A 22,520-nucleotide genomic window follows, 5' to 3' on the forward strand; every position below is an offset into this window, starting at 1 on the left:
GGGTCAGGCGGGGACCAGCAGCGCGACGCACTCCACGTGGTGGGTCATGGGGAAGGCGTCGAAGCCCCGGAGCGCCTCCAGCCGGTAGCCGGCGGACCCGAAGGCGGCGACGTCCCGGGCGAGGGACGCCGGGTCGCAGGCCACGTAGACGACGGCCCGGGGGCCCGCGCCGGCCAGGACCCGGCTGACGGCGGGCCCGGCCCCGGCCCGCGGCGGGTCGAGGACGACGACGTCGGGGGCCGCCCCCAACTCGGCCAGCAGTCCGGTCAGCCCGTCGGCGTCCACCTCGCCCTGCCAGACCTCGGCCTGGGGCAGCCCGGCCAGGTTCGCCTCGGCCGCCGCACAGGCGCCGGGGTCGGCCTCGACGCAGACCACCCGGCCGTCCGTGCCGACCGACGGCGCCAGCGCGCCACCGAAGAGCCCGGCACCGGCGTAGAGGTCGAGCACGCTCTCGCCCGGCCGTACCGCCGCGAACGCCTCGACCGCGCCGACGAGCGCGTCGGCCGCCGCCGGGTGCACCTGCCAGAACCCGGTCCCCTCGACCTCCCAGTCCCGGCCGCCGGCCCGCCGCTCGGCGCGCACCGCCGGCTCCTGCGGGACGTCGCCGCCCGGACGCAGCACCCGGGTGGACGTCGGGTGCCCGCGGCGGTCGAGCCGCGTCGTGGTGACCGCGCCGGTCGCGTCCACCGAGACGTCGACCGCCCCGGCCCCCGGCCAGCGCCGCCCGAGCACCGCGGTCGCGGCGGTCTCCAGGGTGATCGGGCAGTCGTCGAGGACCTCCAGGTCGTGCGAGCGGTGCCGGCGCAGGCCGGCCGCGCCGGACCGGTCGACGGCGAACCGCGCCCGCGACCGCCAGCGCAGCGGCCCGCCGGGCAGCTCCGCCACCTCGACGTCCACGTCGAGTCCCGCGAGCCGGGACAGCTGCTCGTGGACCACCGCGGCCTTGAGCCGGCGCTGCGCGGCCGGGTCGACGTGCTGCCAGTCGCAGCCGCCGCAGCGACCCGGCCCGCTGTACGGGCAGGGTCGCTGCACGCGATCGGGCGAGGCGTCCAGGACGCGGACGGCGTCGGCACGGCAGAATCCCGGCTGGCGGTCCTCGGTCACCCGCACGACCACCCGCTCACCGGGCAGGGCGTGCCGGACGAACACCACGCGGCCCTCGTGACGGGCGACGCAGTGCCCGCCGTGCGCGACCGGGCCGACGGTCACCTCGAACTCCGACCCGGTCCACCCACCCCCGCGGTCCGGCCGCCCGCCAGGGCCCCGCGGCGAGCCTGCGCGGCGCGGGGGGAAGGGCGGTCCGTCAGCCATACGGCGCCGCCTCCGGGTCGGTCAGGCCCCGCCGCAGGTCACCGGGGGCGGGCCCGCTGCCGCGGCCGTCCTCGTCCCGCCCGAACGAGCTCTCCAGCTGCCAGGGGACGGTGGTGATCATGACGCCGGGCTGGAACTGCAGCCGGGCGCGCAGCCGCAGCGCGCTCTGGTTGTGCAGGACGTTCTCCCACCAGTGGCCGACGACGTACTGCGGCACGAACACCACCACCAGCTCGCGGGGGCTGTCCCGGCGGACGCCCTTGACGAAGTCGACGACCGGGCGGGTGATCTCCCGGTACGGGGACTCCAGCACGGTCAGCGGCACCGGGATGTCGTAGCGCTCCCAGGCCGCCTGCAGGTCGCGGGTCTCGGCGTCGTCGACGTTGACCGTGAGCGCGGTGAGCACGTCGGGCCGGGTCGCCCGGGCGAAGGCCAGCGCCCGGAGCGTCGGCTTGTGCACCTTCGACACGAGCACGATCGCGTGCACCTTGCTGGGCAGTGTCCGCGAGTCCGTGTCGGGCACGAGCTGCCGGGAGACGTTCGAGTAGTGCCGGTTGATGGCCCGCATCAGCAGGAAGAGCACCGGCATCACCAGGATGACCAGGTACGCGCCGCGGGTGAACTTGGTGATCACGATGATCAGCAGGACGACGGTGGTCAGCGAGCCCCCGACGGCGTTGATGGCCTGCGAGCGGCGGATCCGGCGCCGGGCGGCCGCGTCGTCGGTGCCGCGCAGCTCCCGGTTCCAGTGCCGGACCATGCCCCACTGGCCGATCGAGAAGCTGGTGAAGACGCCCACGATGTACATCTGGATGAGCCGGTTGACGTCGGCGTCGAAGGCGACGATCAGCAGCGCCGCGAAGCCGGCCAGCAGCAGGATGCCGTTGCTGTAGACCAGCTTGTCGCCGCGGGTGTGCAGCTGGCGCGGCATGAACCGGTCCTGGGCCAGCACCGAGCCCAGCAGCGGGAAGCCGTTGAAGGCGGTGTTGGCGGCCAGCACGAGCACCAGCGCCGTCGCCCCCTGGATCACGAAGAACCCGGGCGAGGTGTCGCCGCCGAAGGTCGCGGCCGCGAGCTGGGCGATGACCGTCCGCTGCGGTTCGGTCTCGCAGTCGGTGAATCCCTCGAGGTCGCAGGGGTTCTCGACGTACTTCACCTCCGCGGCGAGCGCGAGTCCGGTGACCCCGGCGAACATCGTGGCGGCGATGCCACCCATGAGCGCCAGCGTGGTGGCGGCGTTGCGGCTCTTCGGCGGCCGGAACGCCGGGACGCCGTTGGCGATCGCCTCGACGCCGGTGAGCGCGGTGCAGCCGGAGGCGAAGGCCCGCAGCACGAAGAACAGCAGCGCCAGCCCGGTCAGGCTGCCGAAGCCGGCCTCCGGGGTGATCGAGTAGCCGGCGGTCTCGGCCACCACCGGTGAGTCGGTGAACAGGTCCCGCACCAGGCCGGTGACGATCATCACCAGGATCCCGCTGATGAACAGGTAGGTCGGTACCGCGAAGGTGCGGCCGGACTCCCGCAGCCCGCGCAGGTTGGCCGCGGCGAGCAGGGCGACCAGCCCGACGGCGAGGAGCACGCGGTGCTGGTCGAGCGCCGGGAACGCCGAGATGATGTTGTCGGTGCCGGCCGCGACCGACACGGCCACGGTGAGCACGTAGTCCACGAGCAGGGCACTGGCCACGGTGAGCCCGGCGAACCGGCCGTGGTTCTTGAACGCCACCTCGTAGTCTCCGCCACCGGAGGGGTAGGCGCGGACCACCTGCCGGTAGGACAGCACGACGGTCCCGAGCAGCAGGACGACGGCGATCGCCAGCCAGGGCGCCAGGTAGAGGAACGCCGTCCCGGCCAGCGTCAGGACGATGAGGATCTCCTGGGTGGCGTAGGCCACGGAGGAGAGCGGGTCGCTGGCGAAGATGGGGAGGGCGAGCCGCTTCGGCAGCAGCGACTCGCCGGCGCGGTCACTGCGGACGGGACGCCCGAGGACCAGCCGTTTCGGGAGTTGTCCGAGGTCGGACAGGCTGGGCACGGCGGCGATGGTACGGACGCGCGGACCCGCCGCGCCCCCGTCAGGAGGGTGAGTTGCGGCGCTCCGGACGCCGGGCCGCGGCGCCCACGGGTGTAGCTTCGCGGCCGGACAGCGCGGGCGGACGACGCCGGCGCGCCGGAGCCCGAACGGGGAGTCGTCCAGTGCACGTGGTCGTGATGGGCTGCGGCCGCGTGGGGTCGGCGATCGCCCGCCGGCTCGAGGAGATCGGCCACAGCGTGGCGGTCATCGACCAGGACCCGGAGGCCTTCCGCCGGCTCGGCCCGGAGTTCTCCGGGCGCCAGGTCACCGGGCTGGGCTTCGACCGGCAGACCCTGCTCGACGCGGGCGTCGACTCCGCCGGGGCCTTCGCCGCGGTCAGCAGCGGCGACAACTCGAACATCATCGCCGCGCGGGTGGCCCGGGAGACGTTCGGCGTCCAGCACGTCGTCGCCCGCATCTACGACTCCAAGCGCGCCGAGGTCTACGAGCGGATGGGCATCCCCAGCGTGGCGACCGTCCCCTGGACGGTGAACCGCCTGCTGCGCGAGCTGCTCTCGGTCAAGGTCAGCGAGCTGTGGCGCGAGCCCACCGGCCAGGTGCTGCTCATGCGGGTGACGGTGACCGAGGGCTGGGTGGGTCGCCGGCTCACCGACCTGGAGGCCGCCACCGGCGCCCGCGCCGCCTGGCTGGTCCGGTACGGGGAGGCGGTCCTGCCGACCGCCGCGACCGTGCTGCAGGACGGCGACCAGCTGATCGTGGCCGCCACCGACGCGCTCACGTCCCGCGTCCACGACGTCGTCGCGCAGGGTCCCCAGGGAGGCGAGCACTGATGCGGGTGGCCATCGTGGGAGCGGGCGCCGTCGGCCGTTCCATCGCCGGGGAGCTGCTGTCCAACGGGCACGCGGTGATGCTGATCGAGAAGGACGGCCGCAAGGTGCGGACCCGCTCCGTGCCCGGCGCCGAGTGGGTGCAGGCCGACGCCTGTGAGGTCTCCTCCCTGGAGGAGGCGCAGCTGGCCTCCTGTGACGTCGTGGTGGCCGCCACCGGCGACGACAAGGCCAACCTCGTCGTCTCGCTGCTGGCCAAGACGGAGTTCGCGGTCAACCGGGTGGTCGCCCGGGTGAAGGACCCCCGCAACGAGTGGCTCTACACCGAGGCCTGGGGTGTCGACGTCGCCGTCTCCACCCCGCGGGTCCTCGCGGCGCTGGTCGAGGAGGCGGTGACGGTCGGCGACGTCGTCCGGCTGATGAGCTTCCGGAAGGGCGCGGCCAACCTGGTCGAGATCACGCTGGCGGAGGACACCCCCTGGGTCGGCAAGGCCCTGCGCGACGTGCCGCTCCCCCGGGAGACCGTCCTCACCGCCGTCCTGCGCGGCGAGCGGGTCATCACCCCGACCCCCGACGAGCCGCTCGAGGCCGGCGACGAGCTGCTGTTCGTCACCCACGCGGACGTGGAGGAGCAGCTGCAGCAGGTGCTCTCCCCCGACCACGCGGGCTGAGGGAGGCCCCTCCTCACCCGGCCGGCCGCTGCTCCGGCCCGTCGGCGGCCGGCCCGCGGTGGCGGTGCAGTCGCGCGACCACCCACAGGGTGAGCACGATCTCCGCCGCGGTGACCGGCAGGCCCAGCACCAGGGACGCGGTGCCGAGCAGCTCGACCTCGTCGGCGCGGTAGAGCACCCACTGCACGACGACGCGGACGAGGAACGTCGCGCCCCACAGCACGGTCAGCCAGGAGTAGGCCCGCAGCATCCGCGGGTCGTCGCGCCAGTGCCGCTCCGGTTCGGGATCCGGCGGGCGGGCGCCGGTGTCGGGGTCCGGCGGCGGGCGGTGGTGCAGCTGCGCGTTCACCCGGCCGATCCGGGAGCGCAGGCCGGGCACCGAGTGCGACGCCATGGACCCGAGGTGACTGGGGGCGAGGAACTCCGCGATGACGCCGACCAGCGGCCAGCGGACGGCGATCGAGCCGAGCAGCACCACGCCGAGGGCGGCGTTGCGGATGAGGCCGGGGACGAAGAAGTCGCGGGCCTGACCGGAGGCGGCGGCGATGCCGACGGCGATGGCCACCCCGAACAGGCCGCTGAACGCCTGCTGCACGCTCTCCCGGCGCACCAGCCGCAGGGCGAAGACCAGGACGGCCGCGCCGAGCGCGGCCCAGATGCCGGTGCTCAGCCCACCGATCGAGTTGGCCACGATGAACGCCACCGTGGGCAGTGACGCGTCGACCATGCCGCGCCAGCCGCCGAGCTGCTCGAGGACCAGGTGCCGGTCGAACACGACGGTGCCGGCCGCGGGGTCCTCCACGGACGGGGGCGGGACGGCGGATCCGTCCGGTCCTCCGGGTGCGGGGCGGCCCTCCCCCTCGGGCCCAGCCGTCACCCGGCGCTCAGTTCGTACCGGGGGTTGTAGATGACCTGCCGGCCGTCGAACGAGGCGAACCGGCCGTGCGCGGTGAGCGTGCGGCCGGGCTCGATGCCGGGGATGCGCCGGCGGCCGAGCCAGACGAGGGTCACCGACCCCGAGCCGTCGAAGAGCTCGGCCTCCAGGGTCGGCACGGTCTCCCGGGGCGTGTAGACGACGGACTTCAGCCGGCCGGTGACCGTGACCACCGCCCCCTTGCGGCAGGCGCTCACCGGCTCGCAGCCGGCGCTCGCGGCTCCGGCCCGGAGCTCCTCGGCGTCGATGGTCTGGTCGTCGGCGGTCAGTCGCTGCAGGGTCCGCGAGAACCAACCGCCGGAGCGGGTCTCCGTCACGTCTCCTCCTCGCTGGCGCTCGTCCGAGCCGTGCCGGGGGCGCTCTGTCCCCGCACCACCTCGCCAGCTCGTCCACGTGCCAGCGTAGATCGGTCGGGCGGGGTGGCGGCGCGCTCCCTCAGCCAGTCGCGCACCAGCGCCCACGACGCGCCGGCCGGGTCGATGAGCCCCATGTGGTCGCCGGGCACCATGCGCACGTCGACCCGCCCGCCCACGGCCGCGGCGGCCTCGGCGTACCGGCGGCTCTGCTCCTCGGGTACCGAGTCGTCGGCGGTGCCGTGGACGCACAGGAGGTCGACCCCTGCCGGCACCAGACGCACCGGATCGGCGGCGGCGTACCGCTCCGGGACCTCCGCCGGCTCGCCGCCGAGGAGGTCGCGCACCGCGCCGTCCCCCATGCCCTGGGCGGCGGCGAGCTCGAGGTCGAGCACGCCGGCCTGCAGGACCGCGGCCGCCACCGGCACCCGCGGCCGGGCGCCGGGGGCGCCGTCGGGCAGGCGGGTGCGCCCGGCGGCCCAGGCGGCCAGCTGCCCGCCGGCGGAGTGGCCGACGACGGTGATCCCGGCCAGGTCGAGCCGCGACGCTCCGTCGCCCGCCGTCCGCGCGAGGTCGGGCAGGGCGTCGAGGGCCGCCGCGACGTCCTCGAGCGTGGTCGGCCAGCCGCCGCCCGCGCCGACCCGGCGGTACTCGACGGCGACCGCGGCGAACCCCGCCGCGGCCAGGTCGGCGGCCAGCGGGCGGGCCAGCTCGATGCCGTAGGCCGCGCGCCAGAAGCCGCCGTGCAGCACCACCACGACCGGGGTCGGGCCGGTCCCGGCCGGCAGGGTCAGCTCGAGGAACTGGTCGGGGTGCGGTCCGTAGGCGGTGGTCGCGGTGCTCACGTGCCGGTACCGGGCGGGGGTCCGGCCTGCCGGCGGGCCGCCTGCTGGGCGGCCTGCTGCGCCGCGACCTGCGCCGCCGCCTGCGGGGGCAGCGTCAGCGGCAGCTGCTCGCGGACCGGCATCGGGGCGCTGCCCCGGACGACGACGATCTGCCGGAACACCTCCTCGAGCTGCCCGGCCGCAGCCGCATCGGCCGCCGCGGGACCGCTGATCATGCCGCGGAGGAACCAGCGCGGGCCGTCGATGCCCAGGAACCGGGCCGGCCGGCGCACCGGCGCAGGCGCCGGCTGACCGGGCTGTGCCGGTGCCGCGGCGAGCACCGTGCCGGCCAGCTCCGGGCCGAAGGGGCCCTCCACCTCGGTGAGCGACCCGCCCTGGCCCGAGGCGCTGCGGGCCAGGTCGGCGCGGACGTCGTCCCAGATGCCCGTGGCGCGCGGCGCGGCGAAGGCCGACACCTGCAGCATCGAGTCGCCGGCCCGCAGGGTCGCGCCCACCACCTTCTGCTGGGCGTTGACGTCCACCCGGAGCTCCGTGCCGGCGAGGGCGGGCAGGCGCAGCGAGCCGAGGTCGATGCGGGGCAGACCGTCCTCGGGGGCGTCGGCCTCGTCCCACGGGCCGGAGGTCTCGCTGACCTCCCGCTCGCGGATCTGCGGTTCCGGGGGCACTCCGCGCTCGCGGAGGCTGCGGTCGATCCGGTTGCGTCGCCGTCCGAACGGCATGTCAGCCGACTCCCTTCGGGGATGCGCTCGCGTGCCCGCCGGTCGAGCCGTGCCCCCCGGCCCCGCGCCGGCTCTCGGGCAGCTGCTGCACCGGCACGAACCGGGCCCGCACCACCGGCTGCACGACCAGCTGGGCGACCCGGTCACCACGGCGCAGGGTGAGTGGTGTCGAGGGGTCCAGGTTCACCAGGTTGACCTTGATCTCGCCGCGGTAGCCCGCGTCGATGGTGCCCGGCGCGTTGACCAGGCTCAGCCCCAGCCGGTGAGCCAGCCCCGATCGTGGATGCACGAACCCGGCATACCCCTCCGGGATGGCCACGGCCACACCGGTGCCGACGAGCGCCCGCTGCAGGGGAGCCAGCACGACGTCCTCGGCGACGGCGAGGTCCGCGCCGGCGTCCCCGGGGAGGGCGTAGGCGGGGACGGCGTCCTCCGGCGTGGTCAGGCGCACGGGGACGTCGACCTCGGGCAGGGGCGACGCGGGGCGGGACGGGTCGGGCACGCGGCGACCCTAACCGCGTGGGCGGCTGGGTCGCGTCAGGCCCGGGAGCGGCGCAGGTCGGCGAGGACCGAGCGGGCCAGCGACTCGGTGGCCTTGCGGTTGCCGCGGCCGCCGAGGGCCGCGCCGACGAGGAACGGCGCGGCGGACGGGATGTTGCGCGCCAGGCGTCGGGTCATCCGGACACGCAGGGTCCGGAGCCCGGCGCTGCCCAGGATGACGCCGAGCCCTGCGGTGGCCGAGCCGTCCACCGCCCGCTGCGCCGACCAGCTGGACAGGTAGGCCAGTGCCCGGGCCCGGGCGTCACCGGGAGCCCGCCGGCCGTACAGCTCGTGCAGCTCGCCGAGCAGCACGACCTCGACCCCGGCGGTCAGCACCGTCTCGGCGCCGAGCTCCAGCGGCAGGGCGAGCAGCGACGGCGGGGCGAACCAGTGGGCCGCCGACAGTCCGCCGGTGGCCGCGCCGATGCCCGCGGTGAGCCGGCCCGCCCGGGCGACGAGGGCGTCGGTGACCTCCTCGTCGGTCGCCCCGGGGTACGCCGCACGCAACCGCGCGGCGTCCCGGATGGGCAGCAGCGGCGCCGCGGCGGCGAGCAGGTCGCCCAGCAGCGCGGCGGGCGCCCGGCTCCCGTCGGCGGCGGGGTCCCCGGCCGGTGGGCTGCCGGGAGTGGCGCCATCGGCGCTCCGCCCGGCGCGTGACCCGGCCGCAGCCGTGGCCACCGCGGCGACCACGTCGCGCAGCGTCGCCGCGGCCGATCGGCGTCCCTCGCCGTCGGCTCCGGCGGGCGCTGCGTCGGCCTGCCCGCCCAGCAGGCCGGACACCGCGTCGGCGAGCAGCCGGCCGGCCCGGCCGAGGGGGTTCTCCTCGGCCGGTGTGGCCCGGGGGACCGTCACCGGGCGCGGCGGCGGTACGTCCCGCGGCGCCCCGGTCCGAGGCCCGTGCTCCGTCATCCCATCCCCGTCCCCAGCTCCGGCCGGCCCCCTGCAGGGCCCCGCCGCGGGTGTGCGAGCGGCGGGGGGCAGGGGGTGTCCTTCAGGCGCAGTCCCGGCAGAACAGCTGGTCGCCGCGGGTGGACGCCAGGCGGCTGCGGTGCTGCACCAGGAAGCAGCGCGAGCAGGTGAACTCGTCCTCCTGCTTGGGCAGCACGCGGACGGTCAGCTCCTCGTTGGACAGGTCCGCGCCGGGGAGCTCGAGGTTCTCGTTGAAGTCGGTCTCGTCGACGTCGACCGACGAGGACTGGGCCTCGGCACGGCGCGCCTTGAGCTCCTCGAGCGAGTCCTCGCCGAGCTCGTCGGCCTCGTTGCGACGCGGGGCGTCGTAGTCGGTGGCCATGGATGTGCCCCTCCTCCGGGGTTGTCGCGGGCGTCGACGCCCGCATCTTCTGACGGCGGAACCGGAGTGCCGCCGTGCTGGCCGGTCGCCGGGGCGACCGGTGGTCTGGTCCGGTGGCCCGCGTCTCGGGCACCGGCCGGTGCTGTGCCTCCACGCCGTCCGACCCACCGGCGGACGGCGGGGCTGCGGCGCCGGACGCGACCGGCGGACCCCCCAACGTCGCGCGGTCCCCGTTTGTGCCCGGCGCGCGACAGCAGGAACGGTCGGCGCCGGATCGGGTCGGACGGGGCGCGGAGCGCCGAAGGTTACCCTGCGGCGATGTCGACTCCCGTGGGTGCTGATCCGGCCGTCGTCGGCCCCTATCTGGCCTCGGTGTTCGAGGACGACCGCTGGCGTTCGGTGCGGATCGAGCTGATCGCCGCCGGCATGTCGAACCTCACCTACGTGGTCACCCCGGAGGGCGGCGTGCCCGGTGACGAGGTGATCCTCCGGCGGCCGCCGACGGGCGCCGTGCTGGCCACCGCGCACGACATGGGCCGGGAGCACCGGGTCATCAGCGCCCTGGGTCCGACGCCGGTCCCGGTGCCGCGGACCCTGCACCTGTGCACCGACCCCGACGTGCTCGGCGCGCCGTTCTACGTGATGGAGCGGGTGGTCGGCCTGCACGTGGTCGACCGACTCCCCGCGGGCTATGCCGACGAGCCCGGGCAGCGGCGGCAGATCGGTGAGGGGCTGGTCGACGTCCTCGCCGACCTGCACTCGGTCGACTCCGCGGCCGTGGGCTTGGGCGACTTCGGCCGGCCCGAGGGCTTCATGGCCCGGCAGGTGCGTCGGTGGACCAAGCAGTGGGACGCCACCCGCGATCGCGACCGCCCCGGCCTGGACGCCCTCGCCGCCCGGCTGGCCGAGACCGTTCCGGTCACCCAGCGCGACGCGGTCACCCACGGCGACTACCGGCTCGACAACTGCCTGCTCGACCCCGACGCCCCCGGCCGGATCCGGGCGGTGCTCGACTGGGAGATGTCGACCCTCGGCGACCCGCTGGCCGACCTGGGCATGCTGTTCGTCTACTGGCCCGAGGCCGGCGAGGACCGCGGTGTCGCCCTCAGCCCGGTGACGACCCTGCCCGGGTTCCCCACCCGCCGGGAGCTCGCCGAGCGCTACGCCACCCGCAGCGGCCTGGACCTCGCCGACCTGCCCTGGTACGTCGGTTTCGCCTACTTCAAGTTCGCCGCGATCGTCGCCGGGATCGTGGCCCGGTCCGCGGCCGGCGCCATGGCCGGCAAGGACACCTCCGGCTACGCCGAGCGCATCGATCCCTGCGTGCGACTCGGACGCGCCGCACTGGACGACGGTGCGATCTAGCCCGGGGACGCCGCCCTAGACTCCGGCCGACCGCCACCCTCGCAGGGAGGCGGCCGACGAGTGTCGACGAGGAGAGACCGTGAGCGCGCCGCCCACCGACCGTCCCGCGGTGCGTCCCCGCAGCGGCCGGCGGCCGATCCCGCCGCTGATCTTCCTGCTCGTCCTGGCGCTGGCCGCCCTCGCCGTCTGGTGGAACGTCCTGCAGGACGAGGAGGACCGCGACGCCGCCCAGGCCGCCGCCTGCACCACCGCGTCGGCCGCCCCGCCGTCCCTGGACCCGACCACCCTGTCCGTGCGGGTCTTCAACGCGACCGACACCGGCGGCCTCGCCCAGGCGGTGGCCGCGGACCTGCAGGGGCGCGGCTTCGTCGTCGACGAGATCGCCAACGACCCCTCCGACCGTGACGTCACCGGCGTCGGCGAGATCCGGCACGGTCCCCGCGGCAACGACGCCGCCGCCTTCCTCGGCCTGGTCCTGCGCGGCGCCGGCGACTTCCTCGACACCCGCGCCACCGCCCAGATCGACCTGGTCATCGGCCCGGACTTCGCGTTCCGCGTCGAGGGCGACACCATCGTCCCCGAGAGCCTGGCCTCCCCCGAGGACGTGGCCGCCGCCCTCGGCACCGTCTCCAGCGCAGCCGCCGCCTGCTGAGGAGAGGACCCCGTCCGCCCCGCCCCTCGGGGGCTCGGGACCCTGCACGGGCCATCCGCCGCGCCCGGCCGCCGGGACGCCTCCGGTCCTATCCGGGGTGGAGGCGGTCGAGGAGGGCGATGAAGGGGTCGGCCACCGACGGGGCGACGGCGATGCCGAGGGGCTCGGCGAACGGGCGTCCCGGCAGGCCGGTGACCACCACCCCCGCCTCGGCGGCCACCAGGGCGCCGGCCGCGAAGTCCCACGGGTTGAGGTGGGCCTCGTAGTAGGCGTCCACCCGGCCGGCGGCGACCGTGCACAGGTCGAGCGCCGCCGAGCCGTGCCGGCGGATGTCGCGCACGTGCGGGAGCAGCTGGGCGACCACCGCCCCCTGGGCGAGCCGCTGCTCCCTCCGGTAGCCGAAGCCCGTGGCGACCAGCGTCTGCTCGAGGGACGCCGGACGGCTGCCGGTCAACCGGACGGGATCGGCCTCGCCCACGGTCAGGTGCGCACCGCCACCGGTCGTGGCCGACCAGAGCTCGCCGGTCGCGGCGTTGAGAACGACGCCCGCCCGCACCCGCCCCTCGACCTCGGCCGCGATGGAGACCGCGTAGGCGGGCAGCCCGTAGACGAAGTTGGTGGTGCCGTCGATCGGGTCGACGATCCAGCGGACACCGCTGGAGCCGGCCCGGTCGCTGCCCTCCTCCCCCAGCAGCCCGTCGTCGGGCCGCGCGCCCAGCAGCCGGGCCACGACCAGCTCCTCGCACGCCTTGTCCACGGCGGTGACCATGTCCACCGGGCTGGACTTGACGTCCACCTGGTCGGCGGCCGAATCCCGGCCGCGGGCGACGAGGTCGGCCGCCTCCCGGGCGGTCCCGACGGCGAGCTCGAGGAGGGCGGCGGGATCCGGGGCGCTGGTCATCCCCCGATCCTGCCCGAGGGCCGTGCTGGCACGGCCCCCGAGCCGGGACCCGCCCCGAGCCTGCGGAGGGTGGGGGGCACGGGGGTCCTTCTTCTACCCTGTCCGCGTGCTGGGCTTCGGGGTGGACATCGGTGGCAGCGGGATCAAGGGGTGCCTGGTCGACCTGGACAAGGGCGAGCTCGAGGGTGAGCGACTGCGGATCGAGACGCCGCAGCCGGCCGTCCCCGACCCGGTCTACGACGTGGTCGCCCGGATCGTCGACCACTTCGGCTGGGCGGGCCGGATCGGGGTGACGTTCCCCGGCGTCCTCAAGCAGGGGGTGGCGCACACCGCCGCGAACGTGGACAAGAGCTGGCTGGGCACCGACGTGGCCGCCGGCCTGGCCGCGCTGATCCCGGGCGGCGTGCAGACGCTCAACGACGCCGACGCCGCCGGCCTCGCCGAGATGCGCTACGGCGCGGGGCGGGACAGGAAGGGCGTGGTGCTCATGCTCACGTTCGGCACCGGCATCGGCAGCGCGCTGTTCACCGACGGCGTCCTGGTCCCCAACACCGAGTTCGGGCACATCCAGGTCGACGGCGAGGACGGCGAGCGGCGCGCGTCCGCGGCGGCCCGGGAGCGGGAGGACCTCGGCTACCCCGAGTGGGCCAAGCGGGTGGACCGCTACCTCGACGTCCTGGAGGCCGGCGTCTGGCCCGACCTGATCATCGTGGGCGGCGGGGTGAGCAAGAAGGCGCACAAGTGGGTGCCGCTGCTGTCCACCCGCACTCCCGTCGTCCCGGCCGAACTGCTCAACGACGCGGGGATCGTCGGGGCCGCGCTCGCCGCCGCGGAGCACATCGGCCAGTGACCGCCCGGACGGGGTGCCGGGGGCCGGCGCGGGTCACCACGGAGGGTGAGAAACCACCTGGATGGGGTGCCGGAGCCCCTGCGGACGGGCAGTCCCGACGCGGAGCGGTGGAATAGCCCTCCGGCGTCGTTACAATGGACGAGCCCCGCCCCGTCGCTCCCCAGCCGGAAGGCATCCCCCGTCCGCGCCCCGGCCAAACTCCGGGCCGGCCAGTCGGGACCTCCCCGCTCCGGACGCCGGCCTACGAGGCCGCTGCCCGGGGACCAGACGGCCCCTCGGGGAACGAACCCAGCATGGGAAGGAACCCCTGAGTGCCCGCCGATCAGCCAGCACCGGAAGCAGCCGCAGCGAGCACCTCGAGTCGCTCCACGACGGTCGCCGCCGGTACCCGGGCCACCCGGACCAGCGCACCGGTGGACGCCACGGCCACCCCGGCCAAGGCACCCGCCCGCAAGAAGGCGCCGGCGAAGGCAGCCGGCGCCCGCACCAAGCCGACCATCTCCCCCTCCCCGGGCGCCGGTGAGGGCACCGTCCTGACCGCCGTCGCCACCGACGACTCCGCGGTCGCCGTCATCGACGCCGGCGGTGAGGGACTCAAGCTGGACGAGACCGTCGTCGCCGGACCCGACGGCCCCGCCGTCGAGGCCGTCGCCGCCGAGGAGGAGGCCGCCACCGAGGGCGGCGACTTCGAGTGGGACGACGAGGAGGAGTCCGAGGCGCTCCGCCAGGCCCGCAAGGACGCCGAGCTCACCGCCTCGGCCGACTCCGTCCGCGCCTACCTCAAGCAGATCGGCAAGGTCGCGCTGCTCAACGCCGAGGAGGAGGTCGACCTCGCCAAGCGGATCGAGGCCGGGCTCTACGGCGCCGAGCGGCTGCGCCAGGCCGAGGAGGAGGGCCAGAAGCTCTCCCCGCAGATGCGCCGCGACCTCAACTGGATCGTCCGCGACGGCGAGCGCGCCAAGAACCACCTGCTGGAGGCCAACCTCCGCCTCGTGGTCTCCCTCGCCAAGCGCTACACCGGCCGCGGCATGGCGTTCCTGGACCTCATCCAGGAGGGCAACCTCGGCCTGATCCGCGCCGTCGAGAAGTTCGACTACACCAAGGGCTACAAGTTCTCGACCTACGCCACCTGGTGGATCCGCCAGGCCATCACCCGCGCCATGGCCGACCAGGCCCGCACCATCCGCATCCCGGTGCACATGGTCGAGGTCATCAACAAGCTCGGCCGCATCCAGCGCGAGCTGCTCCAGGACCTGGGCCGCGAGCCCACCCCGGAGGAGCTGGCCAAGGAGATGGACATCACCCCGGACAAGGTGCTGGAGATCCAGCAGTACGCCCGGGAGCCGATCAGCCTCGACCAGACCATCGGTGACGAGGGCGACAGCCAGCTCGGTGACTTCATCGAGGACTCCGAGGCGGTCGTCGCCGTCGACGCCGTGAGCTTCACGCTCATGCAGGACCAGCTCACCAGCGTGCTGCAGACGCTGTCCGAGCGGGAGGCCGGCGTCGTCCGGCTGCGGTTCGGCCTCACCGACGGGCAGCCGCGCACGCTGGACGAGATCGGGCAGGTCTACGGAGTCACCCGTGAACGGATCCGCCAGATCGAGTCCAAGACGATGTCCAAGCTGCGCCACCCCAGCCGCTCCCAGGTGCTGCGCGACTACCTGGACTGAGCAGGGACTGCCCCCTGACCTGTTCGCGCAGGTCAGGGGGCAGTATTCTGACCCGACCGGGGTGCGGACGACGAGCACAGCGCTCCTAGTCCAGATATCGGGCTAGGCTCGGCGCCGTGGCCGTGGATCTCGCCGTCCTGGTGCCGTCCTGGGAGCTGCACCTGCGCGCCGAGCGCAAGAGCCCCCAGACAGTGAAGTCCTACGGCGACGGCGTGCGCCGCTTCCTCGCCTGGGCGGCCACCCAAGGCCGCCCGGCGGTGCTGGACCGGGCCAGCGTCAACGCCTTCGTCGCGGACCTCCTCGACGCCGGGGCCGAGCCCGCCACCGCGCGCGCCCGGCAGCTCGCCCTGCGCCGCTTCTCGGCCTGGCTGCTGGAGGAGGGCGAGGCCGACGCCGACCACCTGCTGGGGCTCAAGGCGCCGAAGCTGGACGCCAAGGTCGTCGAGCCGCTGACCACCGAGCAGATCACCGCGCTGGTCGCCGCCTGCGCGGGCATGGAGCTGCGCGACCGCCGGGACGAGGCACTCGTGCGGCTGATGATCGAGACCGGTGTCCGGGCCGGCGAGGTGGTCGCGTTGGGCACCGGGGACGTCGACCTGTCCACCGGCACGGCCACCGTGCGCCGCGGCAAGGGTGGGCGGGGCCGGGTGGTCCCGTTCGGCCCGCAGACCTCCCGGGCGCTGGACCGCTACCTGCGCACCCGCCGCTCGCACCGCCTGGCCGGCACCCCGGCGCTGTGGCTCGGCGACCGGGGCAAGGAGTTCAGCTACGACGCGCTGCACAAGACCCTCGGCGAGCGCGCCGTGCGGCCGGCATCGAGGCCTTCCGGCCGCACCGGCTGCGGCACACCGCGGCGCACCGCTGGCTCGCCGCGGGCGGCTCCGAGGGGGGCCTGATGGCGGTGGCCGGCTGGACCCGCCCGGACATGCTGCTGCGCTACACCCGCGCCCAGGCGTCCGCCCGCGCCGCAGCCGAGGCCCGCGCGCTAGGGCTTGGCGACTTCTGACAGCAGCAGGCAACGGTTACCCCGTCAGCGTGCGGTCCACAGGGACGACGTCGACCGGCATGCGTCGGCGGCCATCCCGTCCTCTGGTGTGGTCGGCGCCGCGCCACCGGAACGGGACAGCATCGTCATCCCGTGACGTCCGATCAGGACACGCCTCCAGTGACACCTGTGGTCGCCCGTGCGGCGCCCCAGCCGCCCCCTGCGGCCTTCGCGGGCTCAGCCGGACAGCCCGGGGGGCACCATTGGACATCCGGGATCCCTGCAGGCCCGTGGCAGTCACGCCAGCGGGGTCGGAGGCCGGGCTGCTGCGGCGGCCACCGCATTAGGCACGCTGTTCCGCTGGCCGTGCGTCGCGTGGGCTGACGCCATGCCAGCTCCGCACAGCGAGACCTCCAGGAATTTGAGCGGCAGACCGAGACGTCAGCGATCGACCCGGCCGCGCAAGCAGGCTTTAGAGGCGCCGCGCTCACCTTCTCCAGTTCTTCTCCAGAAGGCCTGGTGGGCTCGGCCTCTCCATCGGCCAATTCCGCGGTCGATGAGTCGGCGGTGACCACAGGCTCCATCGTGACCAAGCTCACGGCGTCGCGGCGGCAGCTAGTACGACGGCGCGTCGGTCGAGCATCGGCGTCCCAGCGCCGGCAGCGATCGTCGTCTTCCCCACTGACCTGCCGGTTCTTCGAGACGATCACACCTTCGGAAGACCAGTACGGGATCCACCTGACGGAAGGGCCATTGACGGAGGCTCCTTGACCTGTCTCAGCAGGCGCCGTTAGGTTTCGGTCAGGTCTTGAGTGCCAGCGATGAGCCCCGGCTAGCTGGCCGGCAACCCTCCACTGCGGCGGGGTGCCCCGGGTGACGACCTGGCCCTGCCATCGGCAGGGCAAGCGCAGTGACGCCTCGCCATGCCGGGCCGTCCTGCGTTCCGCAGCGACGTCGAGGAGATGCCATGTCCACGAGCCGTGATCGCAACCTGCCCTCATCCGCCCTGGCTCCGCACCACCCGGAGGGGCTCCACTCCGTTCCGGCCACTCCCCCGGACCCCGACCGGGGGCTCCGAGGGCCCGCGGCCGGCCGAGCCCAGAGCATCGGGAACCTGTTGGCGAAGGGTCCGACGCTGTCCTTCGAGTTCTTCCCGCCCAAGGGCCCGGACGGCGAGGCCCAGCTGTGGACGGCGCTGCGCGAGCTGGAACAGCTGGCACCGTCGTTCGTGTCGGTGACCTACGGGGCCGGCGGCTCCACCCGGGACGGGACGCTGGCGGTGGCCGAGCGGATCGCCGGCGAGACCACGCTGACGCCGCTGGTGCACCTGACCGCCGTCGAGCACAGCACCACCGAGCTGCGCCAGGTGATCGGCCGGCTGGCCGACGCCGGCGTGCGCAACGTGCTGGCCCTGCGCGGCGACCCGCCGGGCGCCGATCCGCAGGCGGAGTGGGTGGCGCACCCCGAAGGCGTGCGCTACGCCGCCGAACTGGTCGAGCTCATCCACTCGGTCGGCGACTTCTCGGTCGGCGTCGCCGCGTTCCCCGAGAAGCATCCGCGCTCGGCGGACCTCCGCAGCGACGTCGACCGGTTCGTGGCCAAGTGCCGGTCCGGCGCCGACTTCGCCGTCACCCAGATCTTCTTCCGCGCCGAGGACTACCTGCGGCTGCGCGACGAGGTGGCCGCCCGCGGCTGCGACGTGCCGATCATCGCCGGGGTGATGCCGGTGACCAACGCCCGGCAGATCGCCCGGATCGTGCAGCTGTCCGGCCAGGCGTTCCCGACCGAGCTCGCGGCGCGGTTCGCCGCGCTCGACGGCGATCGGCCGGCCGACCAGGCCGCGGTACGCGCCTTCGGCGTCGAGATGGCCACCGAGCTGTCCCAGACGCTGCTGGACGAGGGCGCGCCGGGCCTGCACCTGATCACCATGAACCGCGCGGCGGCGACCCGTGAGGTGTGCGCGAACCTGCTCGCCGGGCCGGGCGCGGCCACCGAGGACGTCGCATGAGCGGCCGGGACCTGCTGGGCGCCCTCGCCGAGCGCGTCGTGGTGGCCGACGGCGCGATGGGCACGATGCTGCAGACCGCCGGACTGGACCTGGACGACTTCGCCGGGCTCGAGGGCTGCAACGAGATCCTCAACGTCACCCGCCCCGACGTCATCCGTTCGATCCACGACGCCTACCTCGCGGCCGGCGCCGACGCCGTGGAGACCAACACCTTCGGCGCGAACTGGGCCAACCTCGCCGAGTACGGCATCGCCGACCGGATCGAGGAGCTCGCCGCCGCCGGAGCCCGCCTGGCCCGGGACGTCGCCGACGGCTGGTCCACCCCCGACCGGCCGCGCTGGGTGCTCGGCGCCGTCGGGCCGGGCACCAAGCTGCCCACCCTCGGCCACGTCGACTACCGCACGCTGCGCGACGCCTACCAGCGGCAGACCGCCGGCATGCTCGCCGGCGGCATCGACGCCGTCCTGGTGGAGACCGCCCAGGACCTGCTGCAGGCCAAGGCCGCGATCCTCGGCGCCCGGCGGGCGATGGCCGCGGCCGGCCGGGCCGTTCCGGTGATCGCGCACGTCACCGTGGAGACCACCGGCACGATGCTGCTCGGCAGTGAGATCGGCGCCGCGGTCACCGCGCTGGAGCCGCTGGGCGTGGACCTGCTCGGGCTCAACTGCGCGACCGGCCCGGCGGAGATGAGCGAGCACCTGCGGCACGTGTCCCGGCACTTCCGGGGCGCGGTGTCGGTCATGCCCAACGCCGGGCTGCCGCAGCTGGGTCCCGACGGTGCGGTCTATCCGCTGGGGCCGGCGGACCTGGCGGCGGCGCTGCGCGGGTTCGTCACCGACTACGGCACCCGGCTGGTCGGTGGCTGCTGCGGCACCACCCCCGAGCACGTCCGGGTGCTGGTGGCCGCGCTCGACGGCGTCGAGCCGGCCCGCCGCGACCCGCGTCGGGAGCCCGGCGTCGCCTCGCTCTACCAGTCGGTGGCCTTCCGGCAGGACGCCGGCGTGCTGATGGTCGGCGAGCGGACCAACGCCAACGGCTCCAAGGCCTTCCGCGACGCCCTGCTCGCCGACCGGCTCGACGACTGCATGGAGATCGCCCGCGGCCAGATCCGCGACGGCGCACACCTGCTCGACCTCAACGTCGACTACGTCGCCCGCGACGGCGCCGGCGACATGCGGGTCCTGGCCGGCCGGCTGGCCACCACCTCGACCCTGCCGATCATGCTCGACTCCACCGAGCCCGCGGTCATCGAGGCCGGGCTGGAGATGCTCGGCGGGAGGTGCGTGGTCAACTCGGTGAACTTCGAGGACGGCGAGGGCCCCACCTCCCGGTTCGCCCGGATGATGCCGCTGATCCAGGAGCATGGCGCGGCCGCGGTCGCGCTCACCATCGACGAGGAGGGACAGGCCCGCACCGAAGAGTCCAAGGTGCGGGTCGCCGAGCGGCTGATCACCACCCTCACCGAGGGCTGGGGCATGGCCGTGGCCGACATCATCGTCGACCCGCTCACCTTCCCGATCGGCACCGGTCAGGAGGAGACCCGCCGCGACGGCCTGGAGACGATCGCGGCGCTGCGGGAGATCAAGCGCCGCTGGCCGGACGTGCAGACCACCCTCGGGGTCTCCAACGTCTCCTTCGGGCTGTCCCCCGCCGGCCGGCAGGTGCTCAACTCGGTGTTCCTGCACGAGTGCGTCGAGGCCGGCCTGGACTCGGCGATCGTGCACGCCTCGAAGATCCTGCCCTCGTCGAAGATCCCCGACGAGCAACGGCAGGCCGCCCTCGACCTGGTCTACGACCGCCGCCGGGAGGGCTTCGACCCGCTGCAGCGGTTCCTTGAGGTGTTCTCCGGGGTCAGCACCGCCTCGTCCAAGTAGACCCGCGCCGCCGAGCTCGCCGCCATGCCCTTGGAGGAGCGGCTGGCCGCCCGCATCGTCGACGGCGAGCGCACCGGCCTGGCCGAGGACCTCGACGAGGCGCTGCGCGGCAAGCCGGCCCTGGCGATCATCAACGAGGACCTGCTCGCCGGGATGAAGACCGTCGGCGACCTCTTCGGCGCCGGGCTGATGCAGCTGCCGTTCGTGCTGCAGTCCGCCGAGGTCATGAAGGCCGCCGTCGCCCACCTCGAGCCGCACATGGAGAAGACCGACTCCCTCGGCAAGGGCACCATCGTCATGGCCACGGTCAAGGGCGATGTCCACGACATCGGCAAGAACCTGGTCGACATCATCCTGACCAACAACGGCTACACCGTGGTCAACCTCGGCATCAAGCAGCCGATCGCCACCATCCTCGACGCCGCCGAGCAGCACGGCGCCGACGTCATCGGCATGTCCGGGCTGCTGGTCAAGTCGACGGTGATCATGCGGGAGAACCTGGAGGAGATGAACGCCCGCGGCCTGGCCGACCGCTTCCCCGTGGTGCTCGGCGGCGCCGCTCTGACCCGCGGCTACGTCGAGGGCGACCTCACCGACCTCTTCCACGGCGACGTCCACTACGCCCGCGACGCCTTCGAGGGCCTCCGGCTGATGGAGGCCCTCGTCGCCGCCCGCCGCGGCGAGGGCAGCGTGCCCGCGGCGGCCACCCCGGGCAGCGCCGACGCGGAGCGGCGGGCCGAGCGGAAGGCCCGGCGGGAACGGTCGCTGCGCATCGCCGAGCAGCGCCGCGCCACCGAGCAACCCACCGAGGACCTGCCTGCCCGGTCCGCGACAGCCACCGACAACCCGGTGCCCACCCCACCGTTCTGGGGCAACCGGGTGGTCAAGGGCATCGCCACCGCCGAGTACGCCTCCCTGCTCGACGAGCGGGCCACCTTCCTGGGCCAGTGGGGGCTGCGCGCGGCCCGCGGCGGCGAGGGACCCTCCTACGAGGAGCTGGTGGAGACCGAGGGCCGGCCCCGGCTGCGCTACTGGCTGGACCGGCTGCAGACCGACGGGGTCCTGGAGGCCGCCGTGGCCTATGGCTACTTCCCCGCCGTCGCCGACGGGGACGACCTCGTCGTCTTAGGCGATGACGGCGCCGGGGAACGGGAGCGGTTCACCTTTCCCCGCCAGCGCCGCGACGTCCGGCTGTGTCTCGCCGACTACTTCCGCCCCCGGGACACCGGCGAGACCGACGTCGTCGCCCTCATGGTCGTCACCCTCGGCCGGCGGATCACCGGCTACGCCAACGAGCTGTTCGCCGCCGACGCCTACCGCGATTACCTGGAGGTGCACGGGCTCGGGGTCCAGCTGACTGAGGCGCTCACCGAGTACTGGCACCGGCGTGTCCGCGGCGAGCTCGTCCTGCCCGACGGCACGCCGGTGGGCGCGGCCGACGGGCCCGACGCGAAGGCCTTCTTCGACCTGCAGTTCCGCGGCTGCCGCTACGGGTTCGGCTATCCCGCCTGCCCCGACCTCACCCAACAAGAGCAGCTCGTTCGCCTGCTCGCGACCGAGCGGATGGGCGTCACCCTGTCCGAGGAGCACCAGCTCGACCCCGAACAATCCACCTCCGCACTCATCAGTCACCACCCGGAGGCCAGCTACTTCAACGCCCGCTGAGCACCTCCCCCGAGTGCCCCGCCCAGGGCCGCTGCTGGGTGGTGGTGTGGCTGGCCACACCACCACCCGATCCCCGACCCCGGCTACATCCGATGGCCATCGGGCGGCCTTGGGCACCCAGCAGCGACGCACGGAAAGCACGCACCGCATCCGACTGCGTCCCTCCCCGCATGGCGATCCGGCTGGACGACCTGATGGCGTCTTTCCGGCGTCACCGACAGGCACCCGCACCGCTTCCGGCACACCTTCGCCCATCGCTGGCTGGCCGGAGGAGGACAGGAGCGCGACCTGATGACGCTCGCCGGCTGACGCTCGGACGACATGCTGTCCCGCTACGCCGCCTCCACCCCGGTCGAGCGCCCACGACGCACACCGCCGGCTGGGGCTGGGAGATCGACTGCGAGCCGGCGGAGGACGCGAAGCGCCAGAACGTGCGATCAGCTCATCAGGTGCGCTTGAGGCTCGTACCGGGGGCTAGGCCGTCAGGTGGGCGAGGCCTGGCGAGCTCCATCGCGCGAAACCGTGCTCGGGCGGCGACCGCAGGCGAGACCGCAGCCAGTCAGCGGGCCAGCCGGGTTCGACTGCAGATTCACGGCACCACTGGAGAAGTACTGGAGGATCGTCCGGCGAGCCAACTCGCCTGACGACCTGCTCGGTCAGGACCAGAGTGGTGGTAGTGCGGCTCTGAACCGCCCCGGGATGGATGGAGGCGGGGCTGATGCACCACTCCGACCGCGGGGTGCAGACCTCTCGATCCGCTACAGCGTTGAGAAGAACCGGAGAACGGCACGAGCTGGCCTGGCCATGCTCACAGCCGGTCCTTCCACGGGAGGCCGGCTCGTGCAGCGCGCGGCTCCCGGTAGCGCAGCGCTCCAGGTCGTCAGGGCTCCTCGCGCCCTACCGCGGCTCGCCGAGGCGGGGGTGACACGGCGTCACCGTCAGTGGCCTTCTGTCTGCGGCGGCAGGGCGGCGACGAGCGGGTGGTCCCTGCCGACCTTGCCCGTCTTCGCGGCGCCGCCCGGGCTGCCCA

The 22,520-nt window shown here is 74.4% G+C and carries 19 protein-coding genes, 1 pseudogene and 1 riboswitch; of the genes and pseudogenes, 10 read left to right on the forward strand and 10 right to left on the reverse strand.

Going from position 1 to position 22,520, the window contains the following annotated elements:
- Positions 1-3: 3 nt before the first annotated feature.
- Together GCU56_RS13440 and GCU56_RS13445 are read right to left on the reverse strand one after the other, a co-directional pair.
- Positions 4-1,311 carry a class I SAM-dependent RNA methyltransferase gene (locus GCU56_RS13440; RefSeq protein WP_163482231.1) on the reverse strand — a complete coding sequence of 436 codons (1,308 nt, stop codon included), beginning with the start codon at positions 1,309-1,311 and terminating at the stop codon, positions 4-6.
- Positions 1,304-3,337 (reverse strand): amino acid permease, encoded by a 2,034-nt coding sequence (locus GCU56_RS13445; protein WP_163482232.1) that lies wholly within the window; start codon positions 3,335-3,337, stop codon positions 1,304-1,306. The genes GCU56_RS13440 and GCU56_RS13445 overlap by 8 nt, the downstream gene beginning before the upstream one ends.
- Positions 3,338-3,390: 53 nt before the next feature.
- Here GCU56_RS13445 and GCU56_RS13450 point away from each other — a divergent pair, with 53 nt between their 5' ends.
- Together GCU56_RS13450 and GCU56_RS13455 are read left to right on the forward strand one after the other, a co-directional pair.
- Positions 3,391-4,167, forward strand: coding sequence for a potassium channel family protein (locus GCU56_RS13450; RefSeq protein ID WP_345771822.1), 777 nt, complete (start codon positions 3,391-3,393; stop codon positions 4,165-4,167).
- Positions 4,167-4,835 carry a potassium channel family protein gene (locus GCU56_RS13455; RefSeq protein ID WP_163482234.1) on the forward strand — a complete coding sequence of 223 codons (669 nt, stop codon included), beginning with the start codon at positions 4,167-4,169 and terminating at the stop codon, positions 4,833-4,835. The genes GCU56_RS13450 and GCU56_RS13455 overlap by 1 nt, the downstream gene beginning before the upstream one ends.
- Positions 4,836-4,848: 13 nt before the next feature.
- On the opposite strand, the gene GCU56_RS13460 is transcribed toward GCU56_RS13455, so the two are convergent.
- The 7 genes from GCU56_RS13460 to GCU56_RS13490 form a co-directional block, all read right to left on the reverse strand.
- A complete protein-coding gene (locus tag GCU56_RS13460; protein ID WP_345771823.1) occupies positions 4,849-5,637 on the reverse strand; it encodes a DUF3159 domain-containing protein in 789 nt (262 codons plus the stop codon).
- A gap of 71 nt (positions 5,638-5,708) precedes the next feature.
- Positions 5,709-6,086, reverse strand: coding sequence for an OB-fold nucleic acid binding domain-containing protein (locus GCU56_RS13465; RefSeq protein WP_163482235.1), 378 nt, complete (start codon positions 6,084-6,086; stop codon positions 5,709-5,711).
- Positions 6,083-6,967, reverse strand: a complete 885-nt coding sequence (locus tag GCU56_RS13470; protein WP_163482236.1) for an alpha/beta fold hydrolase — start codon at positions 6,965-6,967, stop codon at positions 6,083-6,085. The genes GCU56_RS13465 and GCU56_RS13470 overlap by 4 nt, the downstream gene beginning before the upstream one ends.
- A complete protein-coding gene (locus tag GCU56_RS13475) occupies positions 6,964-7,686 on the reverse strand; it encodes a DUF3710 domain-containing protein (RefSeq protein ID WP_163482237.1) in 723 nt (240 codons plus the stop codon). Before GCU56_RS13475 ends, GCU56_RS13470 begins: the two co-directional genes overlap by 4 nt.
- A gap of 1 nt (position 7,687) precedes the next feature.
- Entirely contained in the window at positions 7,688-8,188 is a 501-nt protein-coding gene (gene dut / locus GCU56_RS13480) for a dUTP diphosphatase (protein WP_345771824.1), read from the reverse strand.
- 35 nt (positions 8,189-8,223) lie between these two features.
- Positions 8,224-9,078, reverse strand: coding sequence for a hypothetical protein (locus tag GCU56_RS13485; protein ID WP_345771825.1), 855 nt, complete (start codon positions 9,076-9,078; stop codon positions 8,224-8,226).
- A gap of 139 nt (positions 9,079-9,217) precedes the next feature.
- Positions 9,218-9,517 carry a DUF4193 domain-containing protein gene (locus tag GCU56_RS13490; protein WP_163482239.1) on the reverse strand — a complete coding sequence of 100 codons (300 nt, stop codon included), beginning with the start codon at positions 9,515-9,517 and terminating at the stop codon, positions 9,218-9,220.
- 318 nt (positions 9,518-9,835) lie between these two features.
- Here GCU56_RS13490 and GCU56_RS13495 point away from each other — a divergent pair, with 318 nt between their 5' ends.
- Together GCU56_RS13495 and GCU56_RS13500 are read left to right on the forward strand one after the other, a co-directional pair.
- Positions 9,836-10,882, forward strand: coding sequence for a phosphotransferase family protein (locus tag GCU56_RS13495; protein ID WP_163482240.1), 1,047 nt, complete (start codon positions 9,836-9,838; stop codon positions 10,880-10,882).
- A 79-nt stretch (positions 10,883-10,961) separates the two neighbouring features.
- Positions 10,962-11,534 (forward strand): LytR C-terminal domain-containing protein, encoded by a 573-nt coding sequence (locus GCU56_RS13500; RefSeq protein WP_163482241.1) that lies wholly within the window; start codon positions 10,962-10,964, stop codon positions 11,532-11,534.
- 88 nt (positions 11,535-11,622) lie between these two features.
- On the opposite strand, the gene GCU56_RS13505 is transcribed toward GCU56_RS13500, so the two are convergent.
- Complete coding sequence (locus tag GCU56_RS13505) at positions 11,623-12,435, reverse strand: inositol monophosphatase family protein (protein ID WP_163482242.1); 813 nt, start codon at positions 12,433-12,435, stop codon at positions 11,623-11,625.
- A 106-nt stretch (positions 12,436-12,541) separates the two neighbouring features.
- Between GCU56_RS13505 and ppgK the strand changes: the two genes are divergently transcribed.
- The 6 genes and pseudogenes from ppgK (at position 12,542) to GCU56_RS24010 (ending at position 21,490) form a co-directional block, all read left to right on the forward strand.
- Entirely contained in the window at positions 12,542-13,285 is a 744-nt protein-coding gene (gene ppgK, locus GCU56_RS13510; protein ID WP_163482243.1) for a polyphosphate--glucose phosphotransferase, read from the forward strand.
- Between the two features lie 311 nt (positions 13,286-13,596).
- A complete protein-coding gene (locus GCU56_RS13515; protein WP_163482244.1) occupies positions 13,597-14,958 on the forward strand; it encodes an RNA polymerase sigma factor in 1,362 nt (453 codons plus the stop codon).
- A gap of 140 nt (positions 14,959-15,098) precedes the next feature.
- Positions 15,099-15,964: pseudogene (locus tag GCU56_RS13520) on the forward strand (tyrosine-type recombinase/integrase).
- Between the two features lie 783 nt (positions 15,965-16,747).
- Positions 16,748-16,857, forward strand: a riboswitch (SAM riboswitch).
- 203 nt (positions 16,858-17,060) lie between these two features.
- On the forward strand, positions 17,061-17,951 hold the full coding sequence (gene metF / locus GCU56_RS13525; protein WP_239522187.1) for a methylenetetrahydrofolate reductase [NAD(P)H]: 891 nt from the start codon (positions 17,061-17,063) through the stop codon (positions 17,949-17,951).
- A complete protein-coding gene (locus tag GCU56_RS24005; protein WP_239522188.1) occupies positions 17,948-19,825 on the forward strand; it encodes a homocysteine S-methyltransferase family protein in 1,878 nt (625 codons plus the stop codon). The genes metF and GCU56_RS24005 overlap by 4 nt, the downstream gene beginning before the upstream one ends.
- Before the next feature lie 24 nt (positions 19,826-19,849).
- The gene (locus tag GCU56_RS24010; protein ID WP_239522189.1) at positions 19,850-21,490 is read left to right on the forward strand and encodes a vitamin B12 dependent-methionine synthase activation domain-containing protein; all 1,641 of its coding nucleotides are present in this window, start codon (positions 19,850-19,852) and stop codon (positions 21,488-21,490) included.
- The last annotated feature ends 1,030 nt before the right edge of the window (positions 21,491-22,520 follow it).

Source organism: Geodermatophilus sabuli (genome assembly GCF_010686765.1).
GTDB lineage: Bacteria > Actinomycetota > Actinomycetes > Mycobacteriales > Geodermatophilaceae > Geodermatophilus > Geodermatophilus sabuli_A.